Origin of the sequence: Alteromonas gracilis (assembly GCF_036870955.2) — a bacterium.
In the GTDB taxonomy this organism is placed as follows: Bacteria; Pseudomonadota; Gammaproteobacteria; order Enterobacterales; family Alteromonadaceae; genus Alteromonas; species Alteromonas gracilis_A.
Map to the genome: position 1 here is coordinate 2,766,506 of NZ_CP145482.2, position 26,449 is coordinate 2,792,954.

General features: G+C 44.7%; 17 protein-coding genes and 4 pseudogenes. 7 read left to right on the top strand and 14 right to left on the bottom strand.

Features of this window, described 5'->3' with window-relative positions:
• Positions 1-7 precede the first annotated feature (7 nt).
• The 4 genes from V6N89_RS13385 (at position 8) to V6N89_RS13400 (ending at position 5,254) form a co-directional block, all read left to right on the top strand.
• Entirely contained in the window at positions 8-2,026 is a 2,019-nt protein-coding gene (locus V6N89_RS13385; protein WP_346992803.1) for an ABC transporter permease, read from the top strand.
• A 67-nt stretch (positions 2,027-2,093) separates the two neighbouring features.
• A complete protein-coding gene (locus V6N89_RS13390) occupies positions 2,094-3,218 on the top strand; it encodes a type 1 glutamine amidotransferase domain-containing protein (RefSeq protein WP_338518016.1) in 1,125 nt (374 codons plus the stop codon).
• A gap of 38 nt (positions 3,219-3,256) precedes the next feature.
• The gene (locus V6N89_RS13395) at positions 3,257-3,955 is read left to right on the top strand and encodes a response regulator transcription factor (protein ID WP_338520273.1); all 699 of its coding nucleotides are present in this window, start codon (positions 3,257-3,259) and stop codon (positions 3,953-3,955) included.
• A gap of 66 nt (positions 3,956-4,021) precedes the next feature.
• Complete coding sequence (locus tag V6N89_RS13400; RefSeq protein WP_338518017.1) at positions 4,022-5,254, top strand: sensor histidine kinase; 1,233 nt, start codon at positions 4,022-4,024, stop codon at positions 5,252-5,254.
• Position 5,255: 1 nt separating this feature from the next.
• Here V6N89_RS13400 and V6N89_RS13405 read toward each other — a convergent pair whose 3' ends face one another.
• The gene (locus V6N89_RS13405) at positions 5,256-6,014 is read right to left on the bottom strand and encodes a hypothetical protein (RefSeq protein WP_338518018.1); all 759 of its coding nucleotides are present in this window, start codon (positions 6,012-6,014) and stop codon (positions 5,256-5,258) included.
• 188 nt (positions 6,015-6,202) lie between these two features.
• On the opposite strand from V6N89_RS13405, the gene V6N89_RS13410 reads away from it, so the two are divergent.
• Positions 6,203-6,406, top strand: coding sequence for an oxidoreductase-like domain-containing protein (locus V6N89_RS13410; protein WP_338518019.1), 204 nt, complete (start codon positions 6,203-6,205; stop codon positions 6,404-6,406).
• 100 nt (positions 6,407-6,506) lie between these two features.
• Here the strand turns inward: V6N89_RS13410 and V6N89_RS13415 are convergent, their stop codons facing one another.
• The 4 genes from V6N89_RS13415 to V6N89_RS13430 all read right to left on the bottom strand — a co-directional run bounded on the left by V6N89_RS13415 (position 6,507) and on the right by V6N89_RS13430 (position 13,060).
• A complete protein-coding gene (locus tag V6N89_RS13415) occupies positions 6,507-7,520 on the bottom strand; it encodes a zinc-binding alcohol dehydrogenase family protein (protein ID WP_338520274.1) in 1,014 nt (337 codons plus the stop codon).
• Positions 7,521-7,651: 131 nt separating this feature from the next.
• Complete coding sequence (locus V6N89_RS13420; protein ID WP_346992804.1) at positions 7,652-10,561, bottom strand: hypothetical protein; 2,910 nt, start codon at positions 10,559-10,561, stop codon at positions 7,652-7,654.
• A gap of 213 nt (positions 10,562-10,774) precedes the next feature.
• Positions 10,775-12,325, bottom strand: coding sequence for a S10 family peptidase (locus V6N89_RS13425; protein ID WP_346992805.1), 1,551 nt, complete (start codon positions 12,323-12,325; stop codon positions 10,775-10,777).
• Positions 12,326-12,460: 135 nt separating this feature from the next.
• Positions 12,461-13,060 carry an acyl carrier protein phosphodiesterase gene (locus V6N89_RS13430; RefSeq protein ID WP_338518022.1) on the bottom strand — a complete coding sequence of 200 codons (600 nt, stop codon included), beginning with the start codon at positions 13,058-13,060 and terminating at the stop codon, positions 12,461-12,463.
• Positions 13,061-13,174: 114 nt separating this feature from the next.
• On the opposite strand from V6N89_RS13430, the gene miaE reads away from it, so the two are divergent.
• On the top strand, positions 13,175-13,957 hold the full coding sequence (gene miaE / locus V6N89_RS13435) for a tRNA isopentenyl-2-thiomethyl-A-37 hydroxylase MiaE (RefSeq protein WP_338518023.1): 783 nt from the start codon (positions 13,175-13,177) through the stop codon (positions 13,955-13,957).
• Between the two features lie 245 nt (positions 13,958-14,202).
• Positions 14,203-14,803, top strand: a pseudogene (locus tag V6N89_RS13440) (Yip1 family protein).
• Positions 14,804-14,890: 87 nt separating this feature from the next.
• On the opposite strand, the gene purF reads toward V6N89_RS13440, so the two are convergent.
• The 9 genes and pseudogenes from purF to V6N89_RS13485 form a co-directional block, all read right to left on the bottom strand.
• Positions 14,891-16,417, bottom strand: a complete 1,527-nt coding sequence (gene purF / locus V6N89_RS13445) for an amidophosphoribosyltransferase (RefSeq protein WP_338518024.1) — start codon at positions 16,415-16,417, stop codon at positions 14,891-14,893.
• Positions 16,418-16,431: 14 nt separating this feature from the next.
• Entirely contained in the window at positions 16,432-16,920 is a 489-nt protein-coding gene (locus tag V6N89_RS13450; protein WP_338518025.1) for a CvpA family protein, read from the bottom strand.
• A gap of 141 nt (positions 16,921-17,061) precedes the next feature.
• Positions 17,062-17,670, bottom strand: a pseudogene (locus V6N89_RS13455) (SPOR domain-containing protein).
• Positions 17,671-17,718: 48 nt separating this feature from the next.
• A complete protein-coding gene (gene folC / locus V6N89_RS13460; RefSeq protein WP_338518026.1) occupies positions 17,719-19,014 on the bottom strand; it encodes a bifunctional tetrahydrofolate synthase/dihydrofolate synthase in 1,296 nt (431 codons plus the stop codon).
• A pseudogene (gene accD / locus V6N89_RS13465) lies at positions 19,014-19,859 on the bottom strand (acetyl-CoA carboxylase, carboxyltransferase subunit beta). The gene folC and the pseudogene accD overlap by 1 nt, the downstream one beginning before the upstream one ends.
• A 275-nt stretch (positions 19,860-20,134) precedes the next feature.
• Positions 20,135-20,935 carry a substrate-binding periplasmic protein gene (locus V6N89_RS13470; protein WP_338518027.1) on the bottom strand — a complete coding sequence of 267 codons (801 nt, stop codon included), beginning with the start codon at positions 20,933-20,935 and terminating at the stop codon, positions 20,135-20,137.
• A gap of 196 nt (positions 20,936-21,131) precedes the next feature.
• A pseudogene (gene truA / locus V6N89_RS13475) lies at positions 21,132-21,926 on the bottom strand (tRNA pseudouridine(38-40) synthase TruA).
• Positions 21,927-21,986: 60 nt separating this feature from the next.
• The gene (locus tag V6N89_RS13480; protein ID WP_346992806.1) at positions 21,987-25,115 is read right to left on the bottom strand and encodes a hypothetical protein; all 3,129 of its coding nucleotides are present in this window, start codon (positions 25,113-25,115) and stop codon (positions 21,987-21,989) included.
• Positions 25,100-26,074, bottom strand: coding sequence for a FimV/HubP family polar landmark protein (locus V6N89_RS13485; RefSeq protein WP_338518029.1), 975 nt, complete (start codon positions 26,072-26,074; stop codon positions 25,100-25,102). Before V6N89_RS13485 ends, V6N89_RS13480 begins: the two co-directional genes overlap by 16 nt.
• Positions 26,075-26,449: the final 375 nt, after the last annotated feature.

The window sequence follows — 26,449 nt, forward strand, 5'->3', positions numbered from 1 at the left end:
CGTGCGAGTGGGGCAAACAATCACCATTGCTGATAATCACTTTTCTGTCTCTCGCATTTTGCATCACGAACCTGACAGACTGATGGAAGGCCACAATGTCGATATGCGAGCGATACTGCATAGAGATGATTTTACTAAACTTAAATTTAGTGATGATACGGTTCGGTACCGCTACCTTCTAGAAGCAACACCATCGCAAATCAACGAAATCATTGCATTTCAAAAAGCAAAGCTTATAAGTGCCGACCTTCGACATCGTCATGGCGCTCACCCGCTCGCGTTGTTTTGGCAGCGAACTGAGAATTTTCTGGGTTTATCTTTCATCCTCATTCTATTTATGGCGGCTATTGCCATCTATCAAATATCCCGTGTCCAAATAAAAAAAGAGCAGTATTTTACCGCCGTTTGCCTAAGCTTAGGTGCTTCACGGCTTCAAGGGCTTGTTGTCTCTATTGGTAAGTGGCTACTGCATACTGCTGTATTACTTCCCGCAGTACTCCTTGTTAGCACTCTCTGCCATTGGGCAATCATTCACTGGCTCTCTAAAACATTGCCGTCGCTTCAATGGCAGCCAAGCGTTGTGTCTGGGCTTATTGCATTTATCCAATGTGCAATGCTGCTTGCGCTTTTCCAATTACCCGTTTGGTTTTCTATTAAGAAGTCCAATGTAAAACAGCTTATCTTCGCTAAAGGAAGCAAACAAAAGCATGCGTTCACGTTTATATGCTTTGCTGTGGCACTTGCCATGGTAGTTTTCGTTTACTCCGATAACAGTATTCTCACCGCAATGCTATTAGGGGCCATGTTTTGCTGTATCGCCCTAATCGCGTTATTGAGTTGGCTATGCCTAACCGTGGGCGAAAAGCTCACGCGGCGTTATTCTGGTTTGCTAGCATTTGCTACTTTTATGATGAAGCAGCGCTTAGTGAGCAAATCGACACAAATCATGGGCGTTGGACTGTGCACTTTTTTGCTCCTTTTTACACTCATGTTGCTGCGAGATGTAGGCAATACTATGCAGTCATATAATCGTCAATTCAACGGCAACTTAGTCATATCACAAGCCAGCAGTGCACAAATGGACTCAGTAATACAGTGGGCCGACACGCACCAAGCGCAAATACGTCAACAAAAAGCGTTTATGTATGCCAAATTGTCGCGAATTAATGACCAACCTGTCGATGATTTTGTCACCACACCCAGTGAAAGTTTATCGACATTTCAACACGCGATAAGGCTTCACTGGACTGATCGCCTACCTAAAAACAATCGTGTCGTCGAGGGACAATGGTGGGACACGCAGCCAGCGCATTGGCAGCAAGTCTCTGTCGAGCATGAAGTGATGACCGATCTTGGATTAAGTGTTGGAGACGAACTGACCTTTGTCATTGCTAATACGGCCATCAACTTCAGCATTGTTGCAAGCCATGAATATGTGCCTGGTGCTGGAACCATGACCTTTTGGGTGCAAATGCCATATAACGCTGCACAGCAAGTAGAAGCTCCCCGCTACCATATGGCGAGTTTGGAAGCCGGGTCTGGTGCGCTTCTCGCGCTTGGTGAACTATGGCAAAAGCATCCCTCGTTACGCATGGTGTCATTACAAGAGATGACGAAGCGCTTTGACGACACCCTCTCGATGATAACGCAGGTCATTGGCGGTTTTGCACTTATTATCTTGAGCCTTGCCTGCATTGTGATCATGTCTTCTGTGTTGACATATGAGCAGAACGAAAGAAAGAAAAACAGCCTAATTATAAGCTTTGGATTGCCGCGAAGACTGTGCTTGAGCATTAATCTTATTGAATGGGCCCTTACAGGTGCAATTGCCGCGACGGGGGCAGTTTTAGGTACATGGGTCGCTGGTACGCTCATCTATCAGTCACAATTTTCTATGACATACCGCCCTAGCGTAGTTTGGACGACACTCGCTCTAAGCACGATGATAATGTTTGTTATCGCGGTTGGATACCTAGCAAGTAAACGCACATTATCAAGCTCTGTTCGGGAATTGCTCACAGAGTAGCTGTCATTTCACATCTGTTTCACGTGGCGTTGCATAGAGTGGTAAATACTTTTTAAGGAGATATTTTATGCAACGTCTATTCATGCAAGCTATCGTTTCAATTGTGCTTTTTAGCATGTTAATAATGGCGCACGCTGCGCCAAACGGCCCTGCCCCTCGCATTATCATGGTGCTTAGTAGTCATGGCGAAGCACAAGGGAAAGAAAAACCTGGCTACGAATTTGATGAGTTTGCCAAAGCTTACCTAGTGTTCAGCGCGAATGGCGTTGAAATAGATGTGGCCAGCCCTAAAGGCGGCGCAGTGGAGGCCGACGAGTATGATCCCAATAAAGCATTTAATTCTGACGTATTAAATGATGCGTCAGCAATGGCTAAGCTCAACAATACGATCGCTTTAAGTAATGTGCGCGCAGAGAACTACGATGCGGTATTTGTTGTTGGAGGAAAAGGGGCTATGTTTGATTTACCGTTTGATGCATCGCTACAACAACTTATTTCACACGTGTACGAAAACAAAGGTGTGGTTGCCGCTGTTTGCCATGGCCCTGCCGCGCTTGTTAATGTTAAATTATCGAATGGTGACTATCTCGTTGCTGGTAAAGCAGTTAATGGTTTTACAAACAATGAAGAGCTACTTTTTGGCAAAAAGTGGGCTAAGCAGTTTGACTTTATGCTTGAAGATAAACTCAAAGCGATAGGTGGCAAATTTCAATCTTCTGACATTATGCTTGAACATGTTGCTGTTGACGGCCACTTAGTCACAGGACAGAATCCTTCATCGACAGTGGCGGTGGCCAACGCCACGCTTAAGGCGCTGAATATCGCTGTACAGCCAATCCCTGCTTACAAGGATGACAGAACCTTAGCCAGCATCAGCGCATTTATCGAGGGTGATGACAGCGCGCTCCACGCCATTTCAGCATCACCGGAAAATCACCACCTTGCACTTGCTGGCATGTACGGTTACTACTATCTTCAACTTGCTTCGACAGAGAAAAAACAACAGCAAGCGCTTGCGTTAATGTTGCTTGCTCAAGAAGAGATAGATAACCCTGCTCTTGATATTCAAATAGCAAAAACACAATTTCAACTGGGTGATATTATGGCGAGTAGAAACACACTAGAAAAAATAATAGACAAGCACCCTGACTTTGAGCCAGCGCAGGCGCTCATGGCAACATTAACCCAGTAGTCAATATCACTGACTATGATTTGGTAAAGGAAGGTATGATGACAATGTCGAAAGGACTACACATACTGCTTATTGAAGATGAACCCAGTATTGCCAAGAATATTGCGCAATATATGGAACATCAGGGGCATGTATTGGACTTTGCTATAAGCGGTGATCACGGGCTAGAGCTTGCACTTAACGCTTATTATGATGTTGTCATTCTCGACCTTAATCTGCCTAACATGGACGGGCTAACTGTCTGCCAAACAATTAGACAAAAAGCAGACCGTCATATTCCAATTTTAATGCTAACAGCCCGTGATAGCATCGACGATAAAGTATCCGGATTTAACACAGGTACCGATGATTACCTAACCAAACCCTTTTCATTGCAGGAATTAGAAGTACGCTGTCTTGCTCTGTCAAAAAGGCATTTACTGCAAAGTCACGATAAAATCGAACTTGGCCCCATCGTTGTTGACCGCAAAAGCAGAACAGCCTGCAGAGATGGACAAGCCTTGGTGTTGAGTGCCATGGGCTTTAAGATCCTTTCCATTCTGGTACAAGCACATCCTCAAGTGGTTAGCCGCTCTCAACTTACTCAACAGCTTTGGGGAGATGACCCCACCGAGTCAGATGCCCTGCGCTCACATATCTATCAGCTTCGCGCCATCGTTGACAAACCGTTTGCCAAGCCACTTATAAAAACTGTTTTTGGTGCGGGGTTCGCGCTTTCCATTGATGATAGTAAGTAGAACATTATGCGTTTAACTGGTACTTCTTTTCACAGTTTAAGTAGTCGTATTATTTGGCGTTTTTGCTTGTTTACACTGGTAATCTCATCCATTTATGGCCTTATTGCACTGTCTCTGATGTATACCATTGAAGATAATTTTATCGAGCGCGGGGTGTTACAAGAAGCCGAATATCTTGAAAAGGGTTATTCCGCTACAGGCAGTTGGCCATCACCAAGAGAAACAAGTATGCAACTGGCTTTTTCAATCAGTGAGCTACCGCCTGATATACAAGCACTTGCCACGGAAGAGCCTCGCAGAAAAGAATTTTTCGGCCAAAATGGGCTTCATTATCACCTATATCGTTTCGATAACTTCCCCGATACTTTCTTGGTAGCCGAAGTAAGTGAACAGTTAATGGTGCGACCAATTCGCGGTGGTGTCATACAATTTCTCATCATAAGCGGGGTAACTGTCACGGTACTTGCATGCATGATCGCTTGGTTTATAGGTCGACGAACCACCCGTGGACTCAACGAGCTTGCGAGCGCTGTAGATGGCGTTGACGTAACAACCTTATCTGAACAGTTTTCGTCTAAAGGCCTTTTACATCACAATGCTAACAACTCTCCCAATAACGAAGTAGGTATTTTAGCGCACGCATTGGAGAAGACACTCAAGCGTATTGCACTTGCCATGGAGCGAGAGCGCAGTTTTACTCGCGACGTTAGCCACGAACTGCGAACACCGCTTGCCGTAATAAAGAACACTGTCGAAGTCGCACGGCTTAATGACAATAATGACAAGGAGCTTTTGCAGCGCATTGAGCACGGCGCAGAACAAATGGAAAGAACGGTTGAAACATTGCTTATGCTGGCTCGCGAAGAACACTGTGCATCTGACAACCATACTGTCGAACTCATGCCACTGCTTGAAGCCTCAGTCATCGACAACCGACTGTTATTAGATTCTAAACCTGTAGAAGTGAACATTGACGATAGTTGCAACATCCGTGTACTTGCTGAACCAAATGTGTTGAAAGTTATTTTAGATAACTTAATCAGCAATGCATTTAAATACACATTAGAGGGGAATGTGTCTATGACCATAAAAGATGGCGCTTTGCGTATCACAGACACTGGCCCCGGCCTTCAACAAGATATTGCCCAATCGGTAACTCAACGAGGTGTTAAGGGAGCGCAAAGCACTGGCCTCGGATTTGGTCTGTCTATTGTAAATAGGCTGTGTGAACAGCAAGGGCTAGCGCTAGAAATTACTAGCTCGTCAGGCACAGAAGTCACGTTGCACTTTTTGCGTTAGCTTAGTGGGAGTCCATTGTACTGCCTACATACTGATAGTCTGAGTAGACATCAGACGAGGTTTCGTTGATTTCACTAAACACGGCGAACTTGCCAACCATATCCATCGTAATAGACACGGGTAATACCGCCTCCTCCTTCTTGGTAAATGTCATACTCACCTTTAAATTATCAATCGTGGCTGCAAACATTGGTGAGAAGCTCGCTTTGTTAACGATGGTTAGGTGCCTAATGAACCTCTCGTCGAGATCGTAAATTAGCGTGCCTTGTAAATTTGACGAAGCTTCGTCACCCAACTTTTCCAGGAACACATCAAAACCAAAACGAATGGTGTTGTTGTCCCTTGCTATTTCGTGAACACTTTCCAGAATGATCAAATCACTAAGTGCTATAGCAGTGCTATTTTGTTGTTCTTGCTTTTGTTTAACAAACGCTCGCTGTTCTTGAGGTGTGGGCGGCCTATTATTTTTTTGCACTAATCTCCACTGATTAGGGTTGCTGGAATGAGGAGAAAATACTTCTATACTGCTGGTTTCAGTTCCTTCTTCGTTTTCGTAACGGGTTACGCGGTATGAAAACGCCTCTATCGGCGTATTCTCAAAATTTGCAATGGCATGAGCAAGCAGTGTTTTAGGGTCATTTATACGAACGACACTGTCACTTTCGCTCCCATCGCTTTGTGCATAAGAATAAAAGGTAGGCAGTGTAACTAAGCACGTACTCGCCAAAGCAAAAAGCGATTGTATTAACCTTGTTTTCATTGTTCAGGCCCTTGTTCAAAAGTGTAGACAAGTGCTCAATATCTAATAAGCACGGTAAACAGGATGCCAGTAGAGATGTGAACCCCCTGTGAAATAACGCATAAGCACCATTTCGAACAACTATTTGAATAGCGCAACGTCGCTGGGTACACTTTGCGAGAGCTTGGCAATGAGGTGAAACAATCCGTATGACCGCAAACAATACACACAAAAATCTGGATTTGCCCCCCGAACCGGAAAAACCCTTGCGTGATGATTGTTGTGGTGGTGGTTCGTGTTGCCCATGTATATGGGACGTATACTACGAAAAATTGGCCAAATGGCGGGAAGCAAAAGACGCATTAGAAAAGTGCGATCCGATGCCTGACGAAAATCAGCAACGGCCACTATAAGATGTTGGCACACATATAGCATCTATGCCAAAGCGAACACGCTAGCGATTAGTAAGTTGCTAGCGTGTTTCATATTGATTGTACTGGGCGAAAACGCGTTTTAGAAACCTTCTAATACCAGCTTACCAATAGCACTGCCCTCTTCTAGGATTTTATGCGCTTCAATCAAATTTGCCGCGCTAATTTTACCTAAGTGCTTACCAACGGTTGTTTTCACTTTTCCTTCATCGATGAGTTTAGCCACTTTATTGAGCAACTGGCTTTGTTCAAACATATCGTCTGTTTCAAACATCGAACGCGTAAACATGAACTCCCAGTGCAGTGACAAGCTCTTCTGTTTAAGTTTGCTGATGTCTAATGACTCAGGATCATCAATAAGAGCCAATTTACCTTTGGGCTTCATAACTTCAACAAACGCGTCAAGGTATGCACCTGTATTATTCAAACTGGCAACATGCGTTACCTGACCAATACTCAGTGCTTCAATTTGAGGGGCTAGCGGTTGACTATGATCAACCACATAGTCTGCACCTAGCGACGTAACCCACGCTTTCGAACTATCCCGGGATGCGGTAGCAATAACTGTAGCACCAGTAAGCGTTTTTAAAAGCTGTAGCATAATTGAACCAACGCCACCTGCGGCACCAACCACGAGCACCACGTCATCGCTTTTTTCGCCTTGCTGTGCTAACGCTAAGTGATCAAAAAGGAGTTCATAAGCCGTAATGGTGGTCAAAGGCAGCGCTGCCGCCTCACTGTCTGAAAGTGTCCTGGGCGCATGGCCAACAATGCGCTCATCCACCAATTGATATTCTGCATTGGTACCTTGACGCGTTAAATCACCTGCGTAATACACGCGATCGCCAACCGTGAAGTTAGACACATCAGCGCCAACTTCAACAACTTCACCCACTGCGTCCCACCCTAGCACTTTGGGAATACCGTCCTGTGGTTCTACTCTTTGACGAATTTTGTAGTCTACGGGGTTAACGGCAATAGCACTTACTTTTATCAGCAGGTCGCGTCCCGCTGTGGTAGGTTTGTCCAACTCAATATCAAGCAGTGCATTAGCGTCGTTAATCGCAAGTGACTGTGTATATCCAACCGCTTTCATCAATCTATTCTCCTTTTCATTACTAGCGGTATGATACCGCGCTCCCATTGCTTTTGAATATCAACTAAAAATAGAAACAGAATTTTGAATAAGAAAAAATTGAACAATAACAAGCAGGTAGTGCTGTTCTATCAGTCTATCGGAAACTGTTGTTCATCATCCATCATTTCAAACATATCAAGTACGCGCCGTTCTGCCGGGTCTAAATTAGCTTCAGATTGGGTCAACTGTTTTGTTGGCAAAGCGCTGGCCGTCTCTAAAACAGCTTCAAAAGATTGCTGCAGTTCGTCGATACGCGCTCTAAAAATGTCCATTTTGCCAAATCTAACAGCACCAAACCTGCCACAAACCATCAGTCGGTCGTGCGAAGTGGTGATACTTTGTAAGTGATTTCCAATGCCCGTAGACACCTGATACCACTTCTCGTTAACTCGAATAACGAGTTCGCCAGACTGACCGCCAAACCAAAACCCTTTTCTTTCGTCTTGGGCAAACGCACTGACCTCTTTAGTAAGCAATTTACCTGCGTACTTTGTTGGCATCTCAATATTTTCTACATCGCGAAGACCGTTAGCCTGTAGCACGATCATTCTGTCATAAGGCTTGGTGCTATAACGTCTCATTACTTTACCCGCGAAATAGGCATCTTCCGTATTTTGTGGAATAGCACCACGTCTAAGCTCGTCACCAACGTCAAATAAAATCTCAGTATCGCCAGCGACCAAATGTACCTGTCCATTGTAACAAACAGCGCGTATACCCTCATTGACGATCGACAAGTCGACAATAGGTGATGGCAGCGGCTTTTCTATCAGTTCTGTCAACGCAGAAGAAGATAATTGTCTAGATTGCAAATGGCGAGCTGGAATTGACAGAATTTGTCCGCCACTCGTTCCTAAATACAATGTTTCATCATAATAATTTGCAGTAGTGAAAACATAATTAGGCATTGAAAAAATGACCGGAGATTCAGACTCACGCCACAATACGATGGTCTCTACGCCTGCCAAACACATTAGGTTGCTATCTATTTCGACACTGCATAAAAAGTCCTTATTGACGGCTGGTGGCTGTAAATCTACGACGTCAGATTGCTGTTCTAAGACACCTATCGCGCCATCTTGACCACATATCAAAGAGCCAGAACGTATTGACGATGCGCTCCACCAGGTTGGCGAAGAAATGGAATACACTTCGGTTTGTCCACTGCCTAGGTCAAGCCGCTTTACTCGCCCCCATTTGTGTCCAACATAAAGAACATCGTCTTTGGCATCAGACATGCTGGTTATCTCACTGTATGAACCAGAATGCTTTTTCACAATTTGATTATTACTATCAACAAACAGAACGCTTCCTCGCGTTCCACCGAGTATTAAGTGCTCATCTGAATATGTCCCATAACTAATGGTTTCGCCAGCTGATATCCAGTGCTTTTCAATCTCAACGACCTTTTGCCACTGCTTCCTTTGGTTTAAGTCAGTTACAAGCCATACAGCTTCGCGGTTGATAACCCAAATTTTATTATCTGAAGCCACAATAACATCACTTTTCGCAATATTCAGGCGAACAGCTTTATTATTGTCTAAGTCAACAAAATAGGTTTTTAGCGGCTTGTTGTAACCACCGGATAGCCTCGCTAAAAACGTTGTTTCGCTTAGCACGTAAAGTGCTTTAAAAGTGAAGTATTTACTGGAGCTACTTGCACTCAGTAGTGATCTAACGCCATTAATTTCAGTTACGGTGCCACTTGACCACTTTCTAATTGCGAAATCGCTACACCCCAGGTACACATCGTTTGTAACTGGCACACCACAAGTAGCGTCCCAGTTTGCCTGTCCGATATCCTCGCTGAGGTAGGTTAAATCGCCATTTGCTTGAACTGAAACTTCAGCAATGTAGCCGTCATCGCCCGCAAGCAGAACATTTCCGTTTTCAAGCCCAAGCGCGAGATTAACGTCGCAGTGACAAGGAAGGTGTTGTTGGTAATCTCCACTTGAAGAACGAACGATTATGTTTCCCCCACCACAAGAGGCAACAAGACTTTGGTTGTCCAATTTAGCAAGTGTTAGCGTTTCGTTCACTCGTCCGTTGTACAAAGAGGTCCAGCGATTGTCTTCTAGATCATAGCTAAGCAATCTACCCATCCAGCCTACTGCGATAAACATATTGCTTCCACAAAACGCGACGCCCTCCAAAAAAGGCCTAGACGTTATGCTCAGTCTTTTCCATATACCATCTTTGTAGCGCAAAAGCCGCCCGCCCCAGCCCACCACAATAATGTTGTTTTCATCGATAGCCTCAATGGCATAGAGACGATCGTCTTTCTTTACAATACCTTCAGCTTCTTTGGTAATTTGGTTGCCTTTTATGCGGCACAGAGTGCCATTGCCACCACATAGCAAAAGTTCATTTGTATCGGGGATTCTTTCAATGGCATTAATGAAAGGCGTATCTGTTGGAGCATCTAATAACTCTGGGTCTTCACCAGGTCTTATACGTACTACCCCGCCTTTTTTTTGACCATTAATTGTTATTGGGCTACCCACCGCGTACAAGGTGCCATCGTCCAACCCCGCCATGGAATACCACCTATCAGGATAGGTTTTCTGACTTACTCTGTCCCACTTGATTAAATAGCGCCATTCACTGCCGTCAAAGTGAAGTATTTCAGAGTTATCTCCACAAACATATAGATCGTCAGAACTGCGACCCCACACAGCCTCAAACCACGTTGGGTCATAATTGCCTTCTGTTGGGTTGTTCTCAATGGTGTTCCAGTTAGTGCCATCAAAGCACCAAATGGCGCCGAATGTTCCCACCGCCCATACGTCGTTAGGTGCAAAACCATGTACATCATAAAAATCCGAAGTAGTGGGCACACTTACCGGCGAGACCACACCGCCGTTGATATGGAAAAACGTTCCCGATTCTGCAGCCGCTATCGCGTCTCCGTTGCCATGGCTCCATACCGCGTAGCATGTTTTTGAGCGGGTATGTGTGTTAGCGGCTTGAAGTGGGTTTTCACGTAGTTTTCTGGCCATTCCCTTTCCTCTTATGTTCCGGCAGTAATATCAATGGATATGATGTGAGCTACCGCGCAAAGAGACGTACCACTGCTCATAAAGAAGCGTAGTCGGTTTTTAGGCGTTGAGCGACTTTGTTTGCGTTGAATTGCTAAACATTGAAGTGAAATGAAAAAGAAGAAGGTGGCGAACGCTCTCCACCTTCACATACCATCAAAAATAATTTGTACCTTAACGGCGATACATTGCAGGCTCACCTACAGCTGGTGTGCTTGCTTTGATAAACTCTCGTAAATCCTGATTAGATTGTTTTAGGTCATCGCGGCGCAAATACATCATGTGCCCACTTCTATACCCTTTAAAGCTTAAACGGTCTTTCATTTTGCCGCTTTGATCAAGTTGCCACATCGTATACTTGGCATCAAAATAGTTAGTTGCACCATCGTAATATCCAGCTTGGATCATGACATTTAAATACGGGTTTTGCGCCATGGCTAGGCGTAAGTTCTCACCCGTTTTATTGTTTGTTCTATCCCAAGGGCGAACGGGACCAAACATATTGTATTTGATGTCTGTTTTATAGTTCAGCTCTTCACGCAAATAGTAGTTTATTGCAGGCGTGAAAGAATGAAGCCAAGACGTCAGTTCCGCCCAGTAATCAGGTCGATCGCCGCTTTGCTTCTCGTCTATTCCAAGATATCGACTATCAAGACGCCCCAGAGTTTTGCCTTCATCTCTTAATAGTGCTTTCCAGAAAAATGCGGTACTCACGTCAAGATTGTTCTGCGAGATATCTTGTTCAGACAACCCTGAATAGCGCGCCATTTTAGCCAATATGTCACGCTTTTCCTGATTACCAATAAAGCCACCTTTTGCTAACGCTGGAATAAGTTCGTTGATAGTAAAGTCTTCAACCTCGGGAAGAAAATCGGTAAGGTCTTTGCTCTGTAATTCGCTGTCTAATTTCTTGTGATACCACGCTGCCGCTGCAAAATACGGTAAGCGGTTAGCGGCCTTAATAAGCCCATCACGCTCTATGCCGATATCTGTGGGCGATACAAGTACAACGCCATTCAAGTACATCCATTGTCGACTTTGTAGTTCTAGCGCTAAACCCGAAACACGAGTAGTACCGTAGCTCTCTCCGATCAAATATTTGGGTGAGCGCCAGCGGTTATTTCGTGTCACAAATGTATTCACCCAATCAGCAAGGTATTTGATGTCAGCGTTTACACCAAAGAACATTTTTTGCTGTTCGTCTTTTGACGGCATATTGCCATCAGCATCTTCCAGTACACGGCTGTACCCGGTATTAACTGGATTGACAAACACAATGTCGGCGACATCTAAAATAGAGTAAGGGTTGGTTTGCACACCGTAAGGCTGCACAGGATACCCCTCACTGTCGATATTCAAAATGCGTGGGCCCGTGTAAGCAACGTGCATCCACACTGAAGCCGAGCCAGGTCCACCGTTAAATGAGATAATTAAGGGGCGAGCACTTTTATCTTTAATATCTGTGCGTTGGTAATAGGTATAGAACAGCGTAGCGACTGCTTCGTCGTTATTGTTCCAAACGGGCTGTGTACCCGTTGTTGCGCTGTATTTAACGCGTTTGCCTAAAATTTTAGTTTCGTGTTCGGTCACCACATTGCTGTCAATTTCGATTTGACGATCATGTGCACTCGAATCAGCATAGGAAGTGGCACTACACAGAGTAAGTGCGGCTAGAAATACCAGCCAAATTGAGCCTTTGTTCAAAGTAAGCATAGATTTATTCATGTTGGATTCTTTTTATATGTTTTAACGATTGTCACGATGTTTACAGGATCACTATAACGCTACCTTACACAACACTCAGGTTTGCTCGATAAACACGCCAAAATAGTCGACAGGTACCGAAAATGAACATAGCAATCAAGACGGTGAGGTGTTGTTTTCAGGACTGTGAAGGCGAACATGGCGATGCAGCTCAGGAAAAAATTCGAGAAACTCTTGCTCAATAATGTTGCGATTTACATCAATATCATCGACGGCGCGATAAAAGGTATTTTTAAACCTAATGCGTTTCGATACCACGGTTATTGCTTTTGCAATGCCGTCTTCAGTAGCGTAATCCTCAAACCAATTATGTGTAATCATATGCCCGATACTGTGCTGCATTGCGCGAGGCATTTGTGAGAGCCTGCGTTCCAGTAAAGTAAAACTTCGCTGAGTAAATGAATCGAAAGGCTCATCACAAAACACAGCCCAATGTTTTATCAATAAATGATCAAAATAGATATCCAGCGCTACAGGCGCAAAACGTCGTCTACTAGGCTCAAACAGGCCTTTAGCATTGACAACGCTTTGATGGGTGTCGGTAAACCTATCCACCTCATAGTGATTCGCCAAACCTCGTTGAACCGCTTCCGAAAACTGAGAGGTATCTACTCCTCGCCTAAAATCGCCAAGCAAATTACCGAAATGAGAATCTTCGGTGGCTTTTGCGAGGAATAAGTGGGCAAGGTAATTCATGAAAGTCGCCTGTTTATTTTTTAAGTTGAACGCCACGCCACCAATCGGGTAGTATTGCGCCGCATCGCAAACGGTGCGCTGTAAGCTTACAAACTTTTGGGGATAAGTAACACCATGTCTGTCATTTCTTCGTCTGAAGCTCTTTCTCTTTTGCAACCCATTAACGCTTTTTTGCAATGCGAAACGCCACAATCGTGGTTAGACGAAGCGAAGAAAGAAGACAATCTTAGGATATTGCTTACTGACCATCTAATTTGTGAACTTAAGGCGGCGCAAAGTGCCATGTACCTGTTACGCCGTTATGTTGCAGATGACGATACAAGTAAAATTCTACTTGGCTGGTTAAAGCCCTATGAAGACTTCACTTATCGCCATGAAGGTGACTGGGAATCTCTCAATACGAAACACCTATCAAAAAGCGTGTTCAATGTTGAGGGTCTAGACCCTTTCAAAAAAGATATGCTGGATAAAATGGTTATGCTTATAAAAGAAGAGCTACATCATTTTTATCAAGTACTCGAAATCATGCACAAGTTAGGCTTTGATTATAAGTCAGTTACATCTAGTCGTTATGCAAATGGACTGCTTAGGCATGTTCGCACCTATGAGCCGGAGAAACTGGTCGATAAGCTTATTTGCGGCGCTTATATAGAGGCCCGTTCATGTGAGCGCTTTGCGAAACTTGCTCCTTATGTTTCTCAAGAACTCGGTAAATTCTATGTTTCTCTGCTTCGTTCAGAGGCTAGACACTTCGAAGACTACTTAACGCTTGCTGCCGCTATTTCTCCTTTAGATATACAAAGCCGCGTAGACCACTTTGGAGAAGTGGAAAAACAGTTAATTGAAAGTGACGATGATACGTTTCGATTTCACTCTGGCGCTCCAAGCGCTGCCTAGCGATAATAAAGGCACAGAGCGAACGCCGATCATTATTTAATCAAATTTATTGACGCACCTCAGTTAATCCTGCACACTCAAATTGTAAACATATTGTTAACGGCAGTTCTAAGGTGCATTCACCTCATTTCTGTAGTCATAGTGCCTAGGTTTACATCTTCACTATGCATTTTCGCGTATTTTCACTGCCAACAACAATATATCCATAATAAAGACAATAACCGTGGTTATATAAGGCAGGTTCTATGATTTTGAATCATCTCGTCGGTATCTACACTCACCCTAAGGAAGAGTGGCAAACTATTGATATCAAACATGAAACGTATTTTTATGCGCTCACTCACATTGCTTTTATCGCACTTATCCCTTCACTTGTGGCGTATTACTCGAGCGCACATACGGGTTGGAGTATAGGCGCTGGTGACGTAATTAGATTAAGCGAAAGCAGTGCCATTATGATGGGCATTGGTATGTATTTCGGACTTGTTACGGGAGTCATTGCCCTTGCAGTGCTTATTCATGAATTAGCAAAAGCATTCGATGCATCGCCATCGTATACACAATCACTGGAGCTGGCAGCATATACTGCAACGCCTTTGTTTATGGTTGGCTTCGCAGGTCTGTATCCTGAACTTTGGGTAGTGATGACAGCACTACTTGTAGGTATAAGCTATTCCGTGTATTTGCTGTATTCTGGCGTCCCTATCATGTTGCACATGCATGAAGACAAAGGTTTTATCTATTCAAGCTCTGTGGTCACTTGTGGATTAGTTCTGCTTGTTATACTTATGACTAAGCTCTGTACTACTTTGGGGTTTGTATGGCGGTCCTGTTTTCGTGCATTAAGCGAATCTCGGCGTGATGCCGACCTGATTTGATACAAAAAAAGCCGCTTTTGAAAAGCGGCTTTTTAGTTTGATTTAATGCGACATATCAGTCGTCTGCCGCACCAATATTATGTACATCTAAGTTACTAAGTTCGGCTTGCACGACAGGGGCATTTCGCGATTTCTCTGAGCGTGACATATCGATACGCTCTAGATACTCTTGGTCGATATCAGCGGTAATGTAATTTCCATCGAATACCGAAGTTTCAAAACGTTGAATTGATTCATTTTCCTCACGTACCGCATCAACCAAGTCTGAGATATCTTGGAAAATTAGCCCGTCAGCCTGAATAAGTTCTGCGATTTGGTCAATCTCTCGACCGTAAGCAATAAGCTCATTAGCTGAAGGCATATCAATGCCATACACATTTGGGAACCGAATTTCTGGCGCTGCTGAAGCAAAGTACACTTTCTTCGCTCCCGATTCTCTTGCCATTTCGATAATCTGACCTGACGTCGTACCGCGTACAATGGAATCGTCGACAAGCAAAACGCTCTTTCCTTTAAACTCAGAGGAAATGGCGTTCAGTTTACGACGCACCGACTTCTTACGCATGGTTTGTCCAGGCATAATAAAGGTGCGACCAATATAGCGGTTTTTAACAAATCCTTGGCGATACGGTAAATCTAATGTGTTAGCGATTTGCAGCGCGACGTCCATTGATGTCTCTGGAATTGGAATAACCACGTCGATATCTAAATCTGACCATTCACGCTTGATCTTCTCTCCCAACTTGCGGCCCATGTTTACGCGTGATGCGTAAACTGAAATGCCGTCAATGAAGCTATCTGGACGGGCGAAGTAAACAAATTCAAAAATACAAGGCGATGTCACAGGGTTATCAGCACATTGACGAGTATGAAGCTGGCCTTCTTCGGTAATGTAAACCGCTTCACCAGGTGCGACATCACGGACGAACTGAAAACCAACAGCGTCAAGTGCCACGCTTTCAGAAGCCACCATCCACTCTTCACCCAACTCTGTCATTCTCTTGCCTAACGCCAGCGGGCGAATGCCATGAGGGTCACGAAATGCAACGATACCTTGGCCGATAATGGCAGCAACGACCGCATATGCACCGCGAATTTTCTTGTGGACTTTGGTCACAACTTCAAAAATATGTTCGGCACTAACGCTCAAGCCTGCTACTTGCTGTAGCTCGTGCGCTAAGATGTTAAGCAATAATTCTGAGTCGGACGTTGTATTGATATGGCGGCGTGCAATGCGAAAAACCTCTTCCTGAAGCTCATGTGCATTAGTGAGGTTACCATTATGCGCAAATGCAATACCAAATGGAGAGTTGACGTAAAAAGGTTGCGCCTCAGCTGAACTAGACGTCCCTGCTGTCGGATATCGCACGTGGCCGATCCCCATGTTTCCGGTAAGCCTTTTCATATGACGCGTATGGAAAACATCTCGAACCAAACCATTTGCCTTGCGCAAATTAAACATATTTTGGTCGATAGTCATTATGCCTGCGGCATCCTGTCCACGATGTTGAATGACCGTTAGACCGTCATACAAAGACTGAGCTACGGGCGTTTTACCAACTATTCCGACAATACCACACATGTGCGTTACCTATTTCAAGCGGGATTTAAGAAACTGGAGGAGTCTTTCACATAACTGAAAAACCACTCAATAATGACCCCAAACTCGGGGATAAGTACTGAGGCTTGCCACCATGCAGAGGAAGCAGCACCAGTAAAGGTGTCCATAAAAAAGAGCAACGCGCTAACAATTAATGCACCACGCAATGCACCAAAAACAATACCAAGGGCGCGATCGGTCCCCGACAAGCCCGTGGCTTGAACGAGTTGACTGATTGCAAAATTGATCATTCCACCAAGAATAAGTGTTGTGACAAACAATGCCGCAATAGCTGCGCCATTTTTTAAATATGGGTCGTCGATGGCTGTGAAATAAACTGCGAGGTCTGCATAGAAGTTGCTAGAAATAAAGAGTGCAGCGAACCATACCACAAGCGAAATGGCTTCTTTAACAAACCCTCTGATAAGGCTTATTAAGGTAGATACCGCAATGATACCCAGTATGGAAAAGTCTACCCAGTTCATCGTCTCTTTATTGCGTTAATGCCGCTTAAATACATAAAAGCAGCGAGCCGTTGGCGAGATGGCGCGCATTCTAACAGAAGCTAGAAATATTGCTAGTGTGTAATAAAGTTGCGTTAGTTTGGGGAGGGGTGGTAACACCCCCTACTCCACTTTAAACGTCGTTACCTTGCCTTTAAGGCTTGGTAAGTTCTTTAAGATGCGGTAGCGCTGCATCCAGTTTTTTCTTCTCTAAATCTGGCCCGACGAACACTTTATTTAGTGGGCCAGAACTTGTTTGGATTTTTCTGCTAAATGCGCGATAGCTAGCTTTCTCCAGCTTGCCTAATAACGCTTTGACGTTTTTATCATGCCTAAAGCTACCAAGCTGAATAACCCAACCAGCATCGTCGGCCGCATCACTTTTGTTCTCGATAACGGTTTGTGTTGCGAGATCATCATCTGTTCGGGAATCACTCGTCGTTTGCTGAGGGCTTTGTGTCACCTTGCTAGGTTGTTTCAGTAGACGCGAGTTCATCGTCCAGCGCTTTTTCATCTTCAATTTCCACAGCAGGAACAGCAGCCTTCGCTACGCGCTCACTGGGAAAAGGCTCAGGTTCAACGATGGGCTTGACCGAGCGGGTTCGTCGGAACAGAAACAAACGGCTCTCGGTTAGTTTGCTTTTTGCCATCAAGAAAGTCTGGTAAAAAGATAACGGCAAGAGCCACCACGATGATGGTTCCAACCAGTCTATTCTTTAATGCCGATGTCACTAATCTCTCCTGCTTAGATTGCTATCTATCAATTTAATGACTAAGCAATTACTGGGCTTCAAGCACGTCTGCTACGGTAACAAATGAGCCAAATACAAGGATTAGTTCACCATCTTGATAGTCAGCAAGCGCGCGTTGGTAAGCCGTTAATACGTCATCAAATGTGTCTATATTGTCTATGCTTGCTCCCGCATTAACAAGTGCATTTTCAAGAACACTTGCTTGGCAACCTCTTGGGCCTGAGGTGGATGCTGCATACCAAGAGGCCTGAAGCCCACTTAATGGTTCTAAAGTTTCGGCAATAGACTTATCTTTTAACATGCCGACGACAACGCGCATATGACCCACAGAATAACGTTCTAACCATTGCTTCATAGCTTGGGTTGCCTGGGGGTTGTGAGCAACATCAACTACCACTAGTGGCTTTTGGCTAATGACTTGCTGGCGCCCTGGCATTGTCGTTTTCGACAAGATGTCACGAAGCACTGGTTCATCAGGGAGTAATTTTAGCACTTCAAGCGCTGCTAACGCTGTGCTCGCATTTTGTAGCGGAATATTCGGATAGGGTAAATGCGCAAAGTGTTCCTCTTTACCTTTCCAAGACCACTCACTGTAGTCATCCGCAACTTCAGTGACAAAGTCCTGGGTGGCCCAGCGCGCAGAAACGGTGAGCTCATTAGCAACATCATAAAGTGAAGATGGTGGGAAAAGTTCACCAATTACCGCCTTTCCGTCTTTACGCATGATACCCGCTTTTTCACGCGCGATTTTTTCACGGGTGTTACCCAGCCAATCTTGGTGATCTAAATCGATGGTGGTTATGACTGCAAGGTCGGTATCTATGATGTTAGTTGCATCCAAACGACCGCCAAGGCCCACTTCTAAAATAGCGACATCGACGCACCAATCTTGCATCATCTTCATTGCCGCTAACGTACCAAACTCAAAGTAAGTTAGCGTGGTATCGCCGCGAGCACCTTCAACAAACTCAAACGCGTCAACAAACGCTTTTTCGCTAGCAAGTTCACCATTGTGTCTTACCCTTTCGCGGTAATCTGTTAAATGTGGTGAGCTATACACTGCAACGTGTTTACCTTGAGCCAACAACGCTTGTTCTAGCAAACGACAGGTTGTGCCTTTGCCGTTGGTTCCGGCTACGGTGATCACTAAAGATTCGTTTAGATTAAGCGACATACTTGAGGCGACAGCTTTGACTCTGTCGAGCCCCATATCAATAGCGCTAGGATGAATTGACTCGAGATAAGAAAGCCATTGGCTCAGACTTTTAGAAGGTGATGCGTTCGCATCCGCTGAGCCAACGGTAGTAGTATTTTTATTGTTCACTAATTCTTGTTATGCAACTTGACCAACAGGCTATGTAATCTATCACGCATTTCTCTGCGGTCAACAATCATATCGATTGCGCCTTTCTCAACTAGAAATTCACTGCGCTGGAAGCCTTCCGGAAGTTTCTCACGTACGGTTTGCTCGATAACACGAGGACTAAGCGAAACCAATAAGCGCTTTGGGCTCAGCTACGTTAATGTCACCTAGCATGGCTAGACTCGCTGATACACCGCCCATTGTAGGGTCTGTAAGCACAGAAATGTACGGTAAGCCTTTTTGCTCATTCTCGCCAGTGCTGCTGATGTCTTCGCCATCTGCATTAGAGACATTAGCGCTTCTTGCATACGCGCACCACCACTGGCAGAAAAACAGATTAGCGGTGTGTTATTTTCAAGACAAGCATTCACTGCTGCAACAAAACGCGCGCCAACAACTGACGCCATTGAACCACCCATAAAGGCAAACTCAAAGCATGCCACAACAACAGGCATACCTTTTAGCTTGCCTTGCATAACCACTAAGGCATCTTTTTCATTTGTGAGTTTTTGGGCTGCTACAATTCGGTCTTTGTAACGCTTTGAATCTTTAAACTTAAGTACATCCTGAGGCTCGTGCTCAGCGCCTAACTCGATGCGATCACCGTCGTCAAGAAAAGCATCAATTCGACGGCGTGCAGTGATGCGCATGTGATGGTCACACTTAGGGCATACTTCCTGTAGTTTTTCCAGTTCACTCTTATATAGCACGGCCTGACATGAACCACACTTCGTCCAGATACCTTCTGGAACGTTACCTTTTGTTGAGGTTTGTGTGCGTGGAAGAATTTTTTGAATCCAGCTCATGGAAATCGAATCCTTTTTTATCGGCTGCCCGCCACCCGCGTGAACTCTATTCACCGACAAGGCCAGCAACACATTAATTTTTAAGTTTCTTACTGAATTACCAAGAAAAAAGTCGTAAATCAGCAGAACAGCTACCTAATATAGCGCGCTATTAGACCACAATACAACGAAATGGAAAAAACAAAACTGGTCTAAGAAGTTGGCACTAGCCTCAATCAACTTTGCTATCGGCAGCATCTCGAGCCCATCGAGTTTGACCAATAAATTTAGTGAAATCAGCATTTCCCTTTAGGAAACTTATGCGTACCTGAATGTGTTTGAATTGATTTTTGAAGTGCACCACTCTTTCTAAAACGCGCCATAGCGGCTCGAACACTATGTTGAAATTCCACCAGTTCAGGGCGAATTACGAAAACCAGATCAACATCGCTAATGCTATTGGATGACTGATAAAATGTGGTATCGCAGAAGCTTTCGTCAAACATAATGGACTGGGCGTTTTGCTCACTCATGATGGTATAGTCACAGCGACCTCTGGCAAGCATCATTGCCATTGTCACTTGGCTATTTGAATTAACACGCACTAAACCACCGTTATTTTTGTAGAAGAACTCTTGTAGAACAGGGTAAATAAACCCGTAACGTGTGCATACACTGGCATTGGGGTTATCCTCTGGAACAAAGGGCCCGTAAAAAGCCGACGTTGAGTATATGTAACTCGAATGCGTCATTAATACATCACTAAAAATGAAGTAATTAGGATTATTGAGCCAGTCGATAGCAGACAAAAAAACATCCGCCTCTTTTTGCAGTAGGAAGTTTTCACTTCTTACACGATTAGAGTCTAAGTAGGTGATAGCAAAATCGCTTTCTGACTCAAGAAATGAGAAAAAGTCGACTACTACACCACGATAATCTTGGCTAACGTCATCAAAATACAGGTACGGTTTAGAACCTGGAGCATTGATAGCAAACCGGATTGACGCCGTTGCGTGTGATGATACAAATGTAGATACAGTGACAAGACTCATACATGCTAAAAAAGCCTTTTTAAAGCAGTGAGATAACGCCATCATGGTGACAATTCCTTTTATGTAACCTCAATATGTGTCGTGTAGTTTTATTTTAACTATAGAAAACACAGCGCAGTAATGCGAATTATTAATTACTAATCAGAAAAGTGAGAGGGCGTGCGCATGCTGATAAATGCAAACGCACTGCGTTGTTTAAGCGTGTAAAGAAAGTCTACTAGCGCAATGCGCACTGCCTCTGTTAGTCGTCAGGCAGAAAAAGAGGCCCTAAGGGTGGTTTTGGTAGCCCAAATGTTTCGGGGTAAGTTACATCAACGAGATACAGACCGTTGGGTTTTGCGGTAGCCGCAGATTGACTTCTGTCTTTTAAACTAAGTAGGTGAGCAATCCAATCTACAGGCTGCTCACCTAAGCCCCAATTTCAACGAGAGCCCCTGTAATATTGCGTACCATATGGTGTAAGAATGCATTAGCGCGAATGTCTATGATGACGTATATACCTTGCTTAGCTCACACTGACGTTCGTCACATTGCGAAAAGGTGTATTGCTTTGACATAGGGCAGCTCTAAATGACGTGAAATCTTGTTCACCAATCAAAGCTTGGGCGGCTTCGTGCATTTTTGCTTCGTCTAACGCCCGATGTACGTGTGTAACACCATGGCTAAGGATGGCAGGACGCATCTTGGAATTATGGATAACGTAGCGATAGCGACGGTGTGTAGCGGAAAAGCGAGCATGGAAGTCATCTGACACCGATTTTGCCCAAGTCACGGCGACAGAGTCAGGGAGATTTGCATTAACACCTAGCGTCCAAGCACGCTCGTTTCTTGGCGCATCGCAATGAAAATGGACAACCTGTCCCGTTGCATGGACACCCGCGTCAGTTCTACCCGCACATTGAACTTCAATCGGCTCATTAGCAACGATTGATAATGCTTTTTCTAAATGCTCCTGAACACTTGGCACTTCTCGTTGGCGCTGCCAACCAAAAACCGCAGCACCATCGTATTCAATGCCTAAGGCAATTCGCCCCATTTTTCTGATACCTCTAAGCTAAAAGGCGCTAAGTGTAGTCATGTCCCACTCAACATGCAATTAGCCGATAGATTTCAAAATAGACTCGGCTTCCATCTTTTGCTCATCACTGCCTTCTGACATTACTTCTTCTAGTAATTCTTTTGCAGCATCCACGTCTTCCATTTCGATGTACGCTCGGGCCAAATCTAAATTTGCGTTCTGTCCAGCATCCTTATCAATATCTATCACGGAATCTTCATCAGTAACACCTGTAAAATCAGACAGGCTTACATCTAGGTCGAGCTCTTGACTATCAGGGTCGACGCTGTTTGCATCATCGCCATCATCCATTAGCGCCTCTACGTCGAGGAACTCTTCAGGCGGTGTTATCTCACCATTTGACGTGTCGCTTAGACTATCATTAAGCAAGGCTTCAAGGTCTAAATCAGGGTTATCAAGTTGAAGAGGCTCATCCTCTAACGCTTTTTGTTCACTGCTTTGAGATACAGAAGAGTCCACCTCACCTTCCACCTCGTCAGGAATGTTTAGATCGTCGAGTTCATCATCGTCTTCAAGAGAGAAAGTGTCGTCCTCTTCATCATCACTTTCAAAGAAGGCTTCAAGTTCGTCGTCAACGTCTGTGTCATCAAGCTCAAACGTGTCCTCGTCAGCAAACGCGTCGTCACTGTCAGTATTGTTCTCTTGTGTCGTATCGTCGCCAGCTTCTTCGAGAGAAAATGCTTCCTCTGGCTCTGGCTCTGGCTCTGGCTCTGGCTCTGGCTCTGGCTCTGGCTCTGGCTCTGGCTCTGGCTCTGGCTCTGGCTCTTCAGGCTGTTCTAACTCAGATTCCGACGCAAGCTCTGATGTATCGACAGGGTCTTCAGACTCTAAGCTCTGCAGCAGTTCATCAAATTCCGCGCTGTCTAACTCGTTTAGCAACGCATAGTTTTCGGTGTTCTCATCATCGCTACCCGACAACCAATCGTCTAGGCCGGGCACATCATCAAGTTCGTTGATATCTTCAGCAGGAGCATTATTGCTCGGCGCTTCTTCTTCAGCAGGCTCTGTTTGTTGTGCTTCTTGCGAATTATCTGGCTCTACGCCATCAACTTCTTGTTCCAGCTCAAAGGTGTCAACCTCATCAAAAGCATCGTTGAGAATACTGTCGTCAAACCCTTCGTCACTCTCAGTTTCAGGCTCTGATGACTGTGACTCGACTTCACCAAATGATGGAATGTCGTCCATCATTTGTTGTTCAAAATCTTCAATCGCATCATCCAGAGGGTCAATAGACTCTGCTTCTGCTTCTGCTTCTGCTTCTGCTTCTGCTTCTGCTTCTGCTTCTGCTTCTGCTTCTGCTTCTGCTTCTGCTTCTGCTTCTGCTTCTGCTTCTGCTTCTGCTTCTGCTTCTGCTTCTGCTTCTGCTTCTGCTTCTGCTTCTGCTTCTGCTTCTGCTTCTGCTTCTGCTTCTGCTTCTGCTTCTGCTTCTGCTTCTGCTTCTGCTTCTGCTTCTGCTTCTGCTTCTGCTTCTGCTTCTGCTTCTGCTTCTGCTTCTGCTTCTGCTTCTGCTTCTGCTTCTGCTTCTGCTTCTGCTTCTGCTTCTGCTTCTGCTTCTGCTTCTGCTTCTGCTTCTGCTTCTGCTTCTGCTTCTGCTTCTGCTTCTGCTTCTGCAAAATCGTTTGCTAGCTCGTTATCAATGTCAAGTGTTTCTTCTTCAAAATCAGAATCTTGCTCCACTTTTTCTGATTCAACATCCGCATCATCGTGCATGATATCATCGCTAGCAGCATCCCCCTCCAACGCGGACTCACCAAAGTCAGCATCGTCAATATCTGCCTCTAACTCTGACAGTAATTCGTCAGCTAATTGGTCAGGATCGTTCGAAGTGTCTGTTTCTTCTGCCTCTAACTCAGCAAGCAACTCATCCGTCAGAGGGTCGCTGAAATCTTCTTCACTCTCTTCAGTTGCCTTATCTACATCAGTCACTGACTCAGACTCTGCTTCAGGCTCTGCAGGCTCATCTTCGAGATCAGCTTCAAGCTCAGCTAACAACTCATCAGTAATCGGATCATCAAAGTCTTCACTCGTATCTAAATCGGCCTCAGCTTCCGCAGGATCTTGTTCATCAACAGCTCCTGATTCGAGCTCTTCGTCTTGTGCCTGTAATTCTGCGATTAACTCATCAGAAAGTGGGTCACTAAAGTCAGCTACGCCTTCAAGGGTTTCTGCGTCAATCTCGTCTAACTCGTCGGCGATAGCGTCTAAGCTTTGTATTGACTGAGGAGACGGCGTGCCTGTACTGATTTCTTCTTCAATATCGTCTTCGTCGTCTTCATCACCTAAACCGCCCATCATTTCAATTTGTTCAATTTCATTGAGCAAATCGTCGGTGATCTTATTTATCTCTTTGTTTTGTTGATTTATCTCATCATCTAGCTTTTCAAGCATTTCTTCATTGATGAGGTCATCGTTACTATCCAGTTCATCCGTCAGACCAGCATCAACACCATGCTCTTCTAGCAAATCATCAATGCTAATTTCTGGCGTGTCGTCTTCATCTTCAACGTTAGGGAGACTGGAAGTCGTTTCGGAAGACGGCTCTTCATCGGCAGTATCAACCGCATCATCTGCTGCGCCTGCTAGTAGCGCATCAATATCATCCTCGTCGACATCTTCGTTAGCATCATCTGCAGAATTTTGCGCTTCATCACTAGTGTCAGTCTCAAACTGATTAAGAATATCGTCAGGGTCAACGTCTAATTCATCGGCCTGCGGCTCTTCACTTTGACTTTGGACATCGTTGAGGATGTCATCCACGTCAAAATCGTCATCTTCTGACGCAGTTTCATCCGAATTATCTTCAGACGATGGTTCCTCGCTTGATTCCTCGAAAACATCGTCATCGCCAGATAAATCAAAGCCCTCTAAGTCAGACGATTCATCTTCGCTTAACATCTTGTCAGACAAATCATCGTCGTCGAAGAGACTGTCTAACTCACTTTGATCAAGTTCATCACCTCCCTCTTCGAATAAGTCGTCCGTACCTTCATCAGGCACCAACATGTCATCTTCAAGGTCAGCAAACGTATCTAATTCGTCATCAAGACTATCTTCGAGGTCTGATGTTAGAACGTCGTCTAACAAGTCGTCATCGTTAAACAAGTCATCGTCAGACAACTCAGATTGATCGCCTAAGTCAGGCGCCAATGAATTAGATAAATCACCAATATCAGCATCCGGTACCTAAGCACGTCATCATTGTTAGAGCTAATGGGTGGCGTGGTTACTGGTGCTTCTTCAGGCGCACTATTGCGCTTTAACAACCAAGCTATTAACCCACCTACCAGTAATAGCGTCAGAACGCCTGAGCCGATAATTAAACTCATTGGGCTAGTTAGCGCATTAAGAAATGAGTCTTGCTTCTCTGCTTCTCGCTGCGCCTGCTCGGCTTTAATCATATCGAGAAGTTCTTGTTGAAGCGCAACTTGCATGTCCAACTGCGATTTCACATCGCCTTCGACCTGACCTCGTAACGTCTCTAGTTCACCGTTGACGGCCTCGACGCGATCGTACAATTTTCTATTTTCATTCAGCAGCGCTTCAACGTTTTCAAGGGACGCGGCAAATTGCATGCGCAACTCATCAAATTGTCGAGTCTGCTCTTGATCTAAGCGGGTAATCTTTTGTTCGATATCGGTTTGCGTTTGCGTTAGATCATTTTGATTAACCAATGGGGAAGCAGGTTTGATATTTCTAACACTACTACCAGGTTTGTTGAGTAGCTCTGCAAATTCTCTGTCATCTTGCTCGGCACGCATTTGTGCTTTTTGCTTATCGATGCGAGCAATGTAACGTTCTGAGGGCAACTTAAGAACAGCGCCGTCGACAAGCAAGTTAAGGTTGCCATTCTCGAATGCGTCAGGGTTAAGTTCGTAGATTGCCGTCATAACCTGGTAGACACTCAGGTTGTTATTCTGACGATACCGTTCGGCGATGCGCCACAATGTGTCGTTCGCATCTATCGGGCCATACTCAAGCCCAGAATACTGATTGCTGGCGTCTTTTGGACCCTTTAGTAATGTAGCGCGCTCCTGTGCGTCGACAGGTGCGATTGGGGCAGACAAACAAAGTGTGAGTAAAAGTAAGCCCGTCAAATGCAATTTCATAGCAGTCCTATATGCCCTTAAGCGTCTTTACCGCCTGTGACGTCGAGGCGGATTTTTAGCCAATCATTGTTATCAGAAGTCTATTGGCTTTTATTCTTGTTCTTAAGTCACTCGCAGCCCTAACATTCTGGAGTAACCTTGTGGCTTCGCGTTACACACTGAAGCACTGTAATTCGATTCTGTTTGTATTGTCTAAACCACTGAAGAAAAGTAGTTTTTTTAATTTTTCAAAACGTTAAAAAAACGTTGTTACTCAAACTATAAACCAGTTATTCGGGGCGATCTAGTGAGTGTTGATTATTTGCAAGCTCACTCTATTATGTAAACTATCGGCAAGCACAGAAAAATGTTTACTTTTTCTGTGCTTACTCGAAA

Excerpts from the sequence above, each read along its gene's own strand:
- V6N89_RS13485 (WP_338518029.1), bottom strand. The coding sequence starts at position 26,074 with ATGAAATTGCATTTGACGGGCTTACTTTTACTCACACTTTGTTTGTCT.
- purF (WP_338518024.1), bottom strand. The coding sequence starts at position 16,417 with ATGTGTGGTATTGTCGGAATAGTTGGTAAAACGCCCGTAGCTCAGTCT.
- miaE (WP_338518023.1), top strand. The coding sequence starts at position 13,175 with ATGTCTGTCATTTCTTCGTCTGAAGCTCTTTCTCTTTTGCAACCCATT.
- V6N89_RS13450 (WP_338518025.1), bottom strand. The coding sequence starts at position 16,920 with ATGAACTGGGTAGACTTTTCCATACTGGGTATCATTGCGGTATCTACC.
- V6N89_RS13430 (WP_338518022.1), bottom strand. The coding sequence starts at position 13,060 with ATGAATTACCTTGCCCACTTATTCCTCGCAAAAGCCACCGAAGATTCT.
- V6N89_RS13390 (WP_338518016.1), top strand. The coding sequence starts at position 2,094 with ATGCAACGTCTATTCATGCAAGCTATCGTTTCAATTGTGCTTTTTAGC.
- V6N89_RS13405 (WP_338518018.1), bottom strand. The coding sequence starts at position 6,014 with ATGAAAACAAGGTTAATACAATCGCTTTTTGCTTTGGCGAGTACGTGC.
- V6N89_RS13470 (WP_338518027.1), bottom strand. The coding sequence starts at position 20,935 with ATGATGGCGTTATCTCACTGCTTTAAAAAGGCTTTTTTAGCATGTATG.
- V6N89_RS13415 (WP_338520274.1), bottom strand. The coding sequence starts at position 7,520 with ATGAAAGCGGTTGGATATACACAGTCACTTGCGATTAACGACGCTAAT.
- V6N89_RS13420 (WP_346992804.1), bottom strand. The coding sequence starts at position 10,561 with ATGGCCAGAAAACTACGTGAAAACCCACTTCAAGCCGCTAACACACAT.
- V6N89_RS13395 (WP_338520273.1), top strand. The coding sequence starts at position 3,257 with ATGACAATGTCGAAAGGACTACACATACTGCTTATTGAAGATGAACCC.
- V6N89_RS13425 (WP_346992805.1), bottom strand. The coding sequence starts at position 12,325 with ATGAATAAATCTATGCTTACTTTGAACAAAGGCTCAATTTGGCTGGTA.
- V6N89_RS13410 (WP_338518019.1), top strand. The coding sequence starts at position 6,203 with ATGACCGCAAACAATACACACAAAAATCTGGATTTGCCCCCCGAACCG.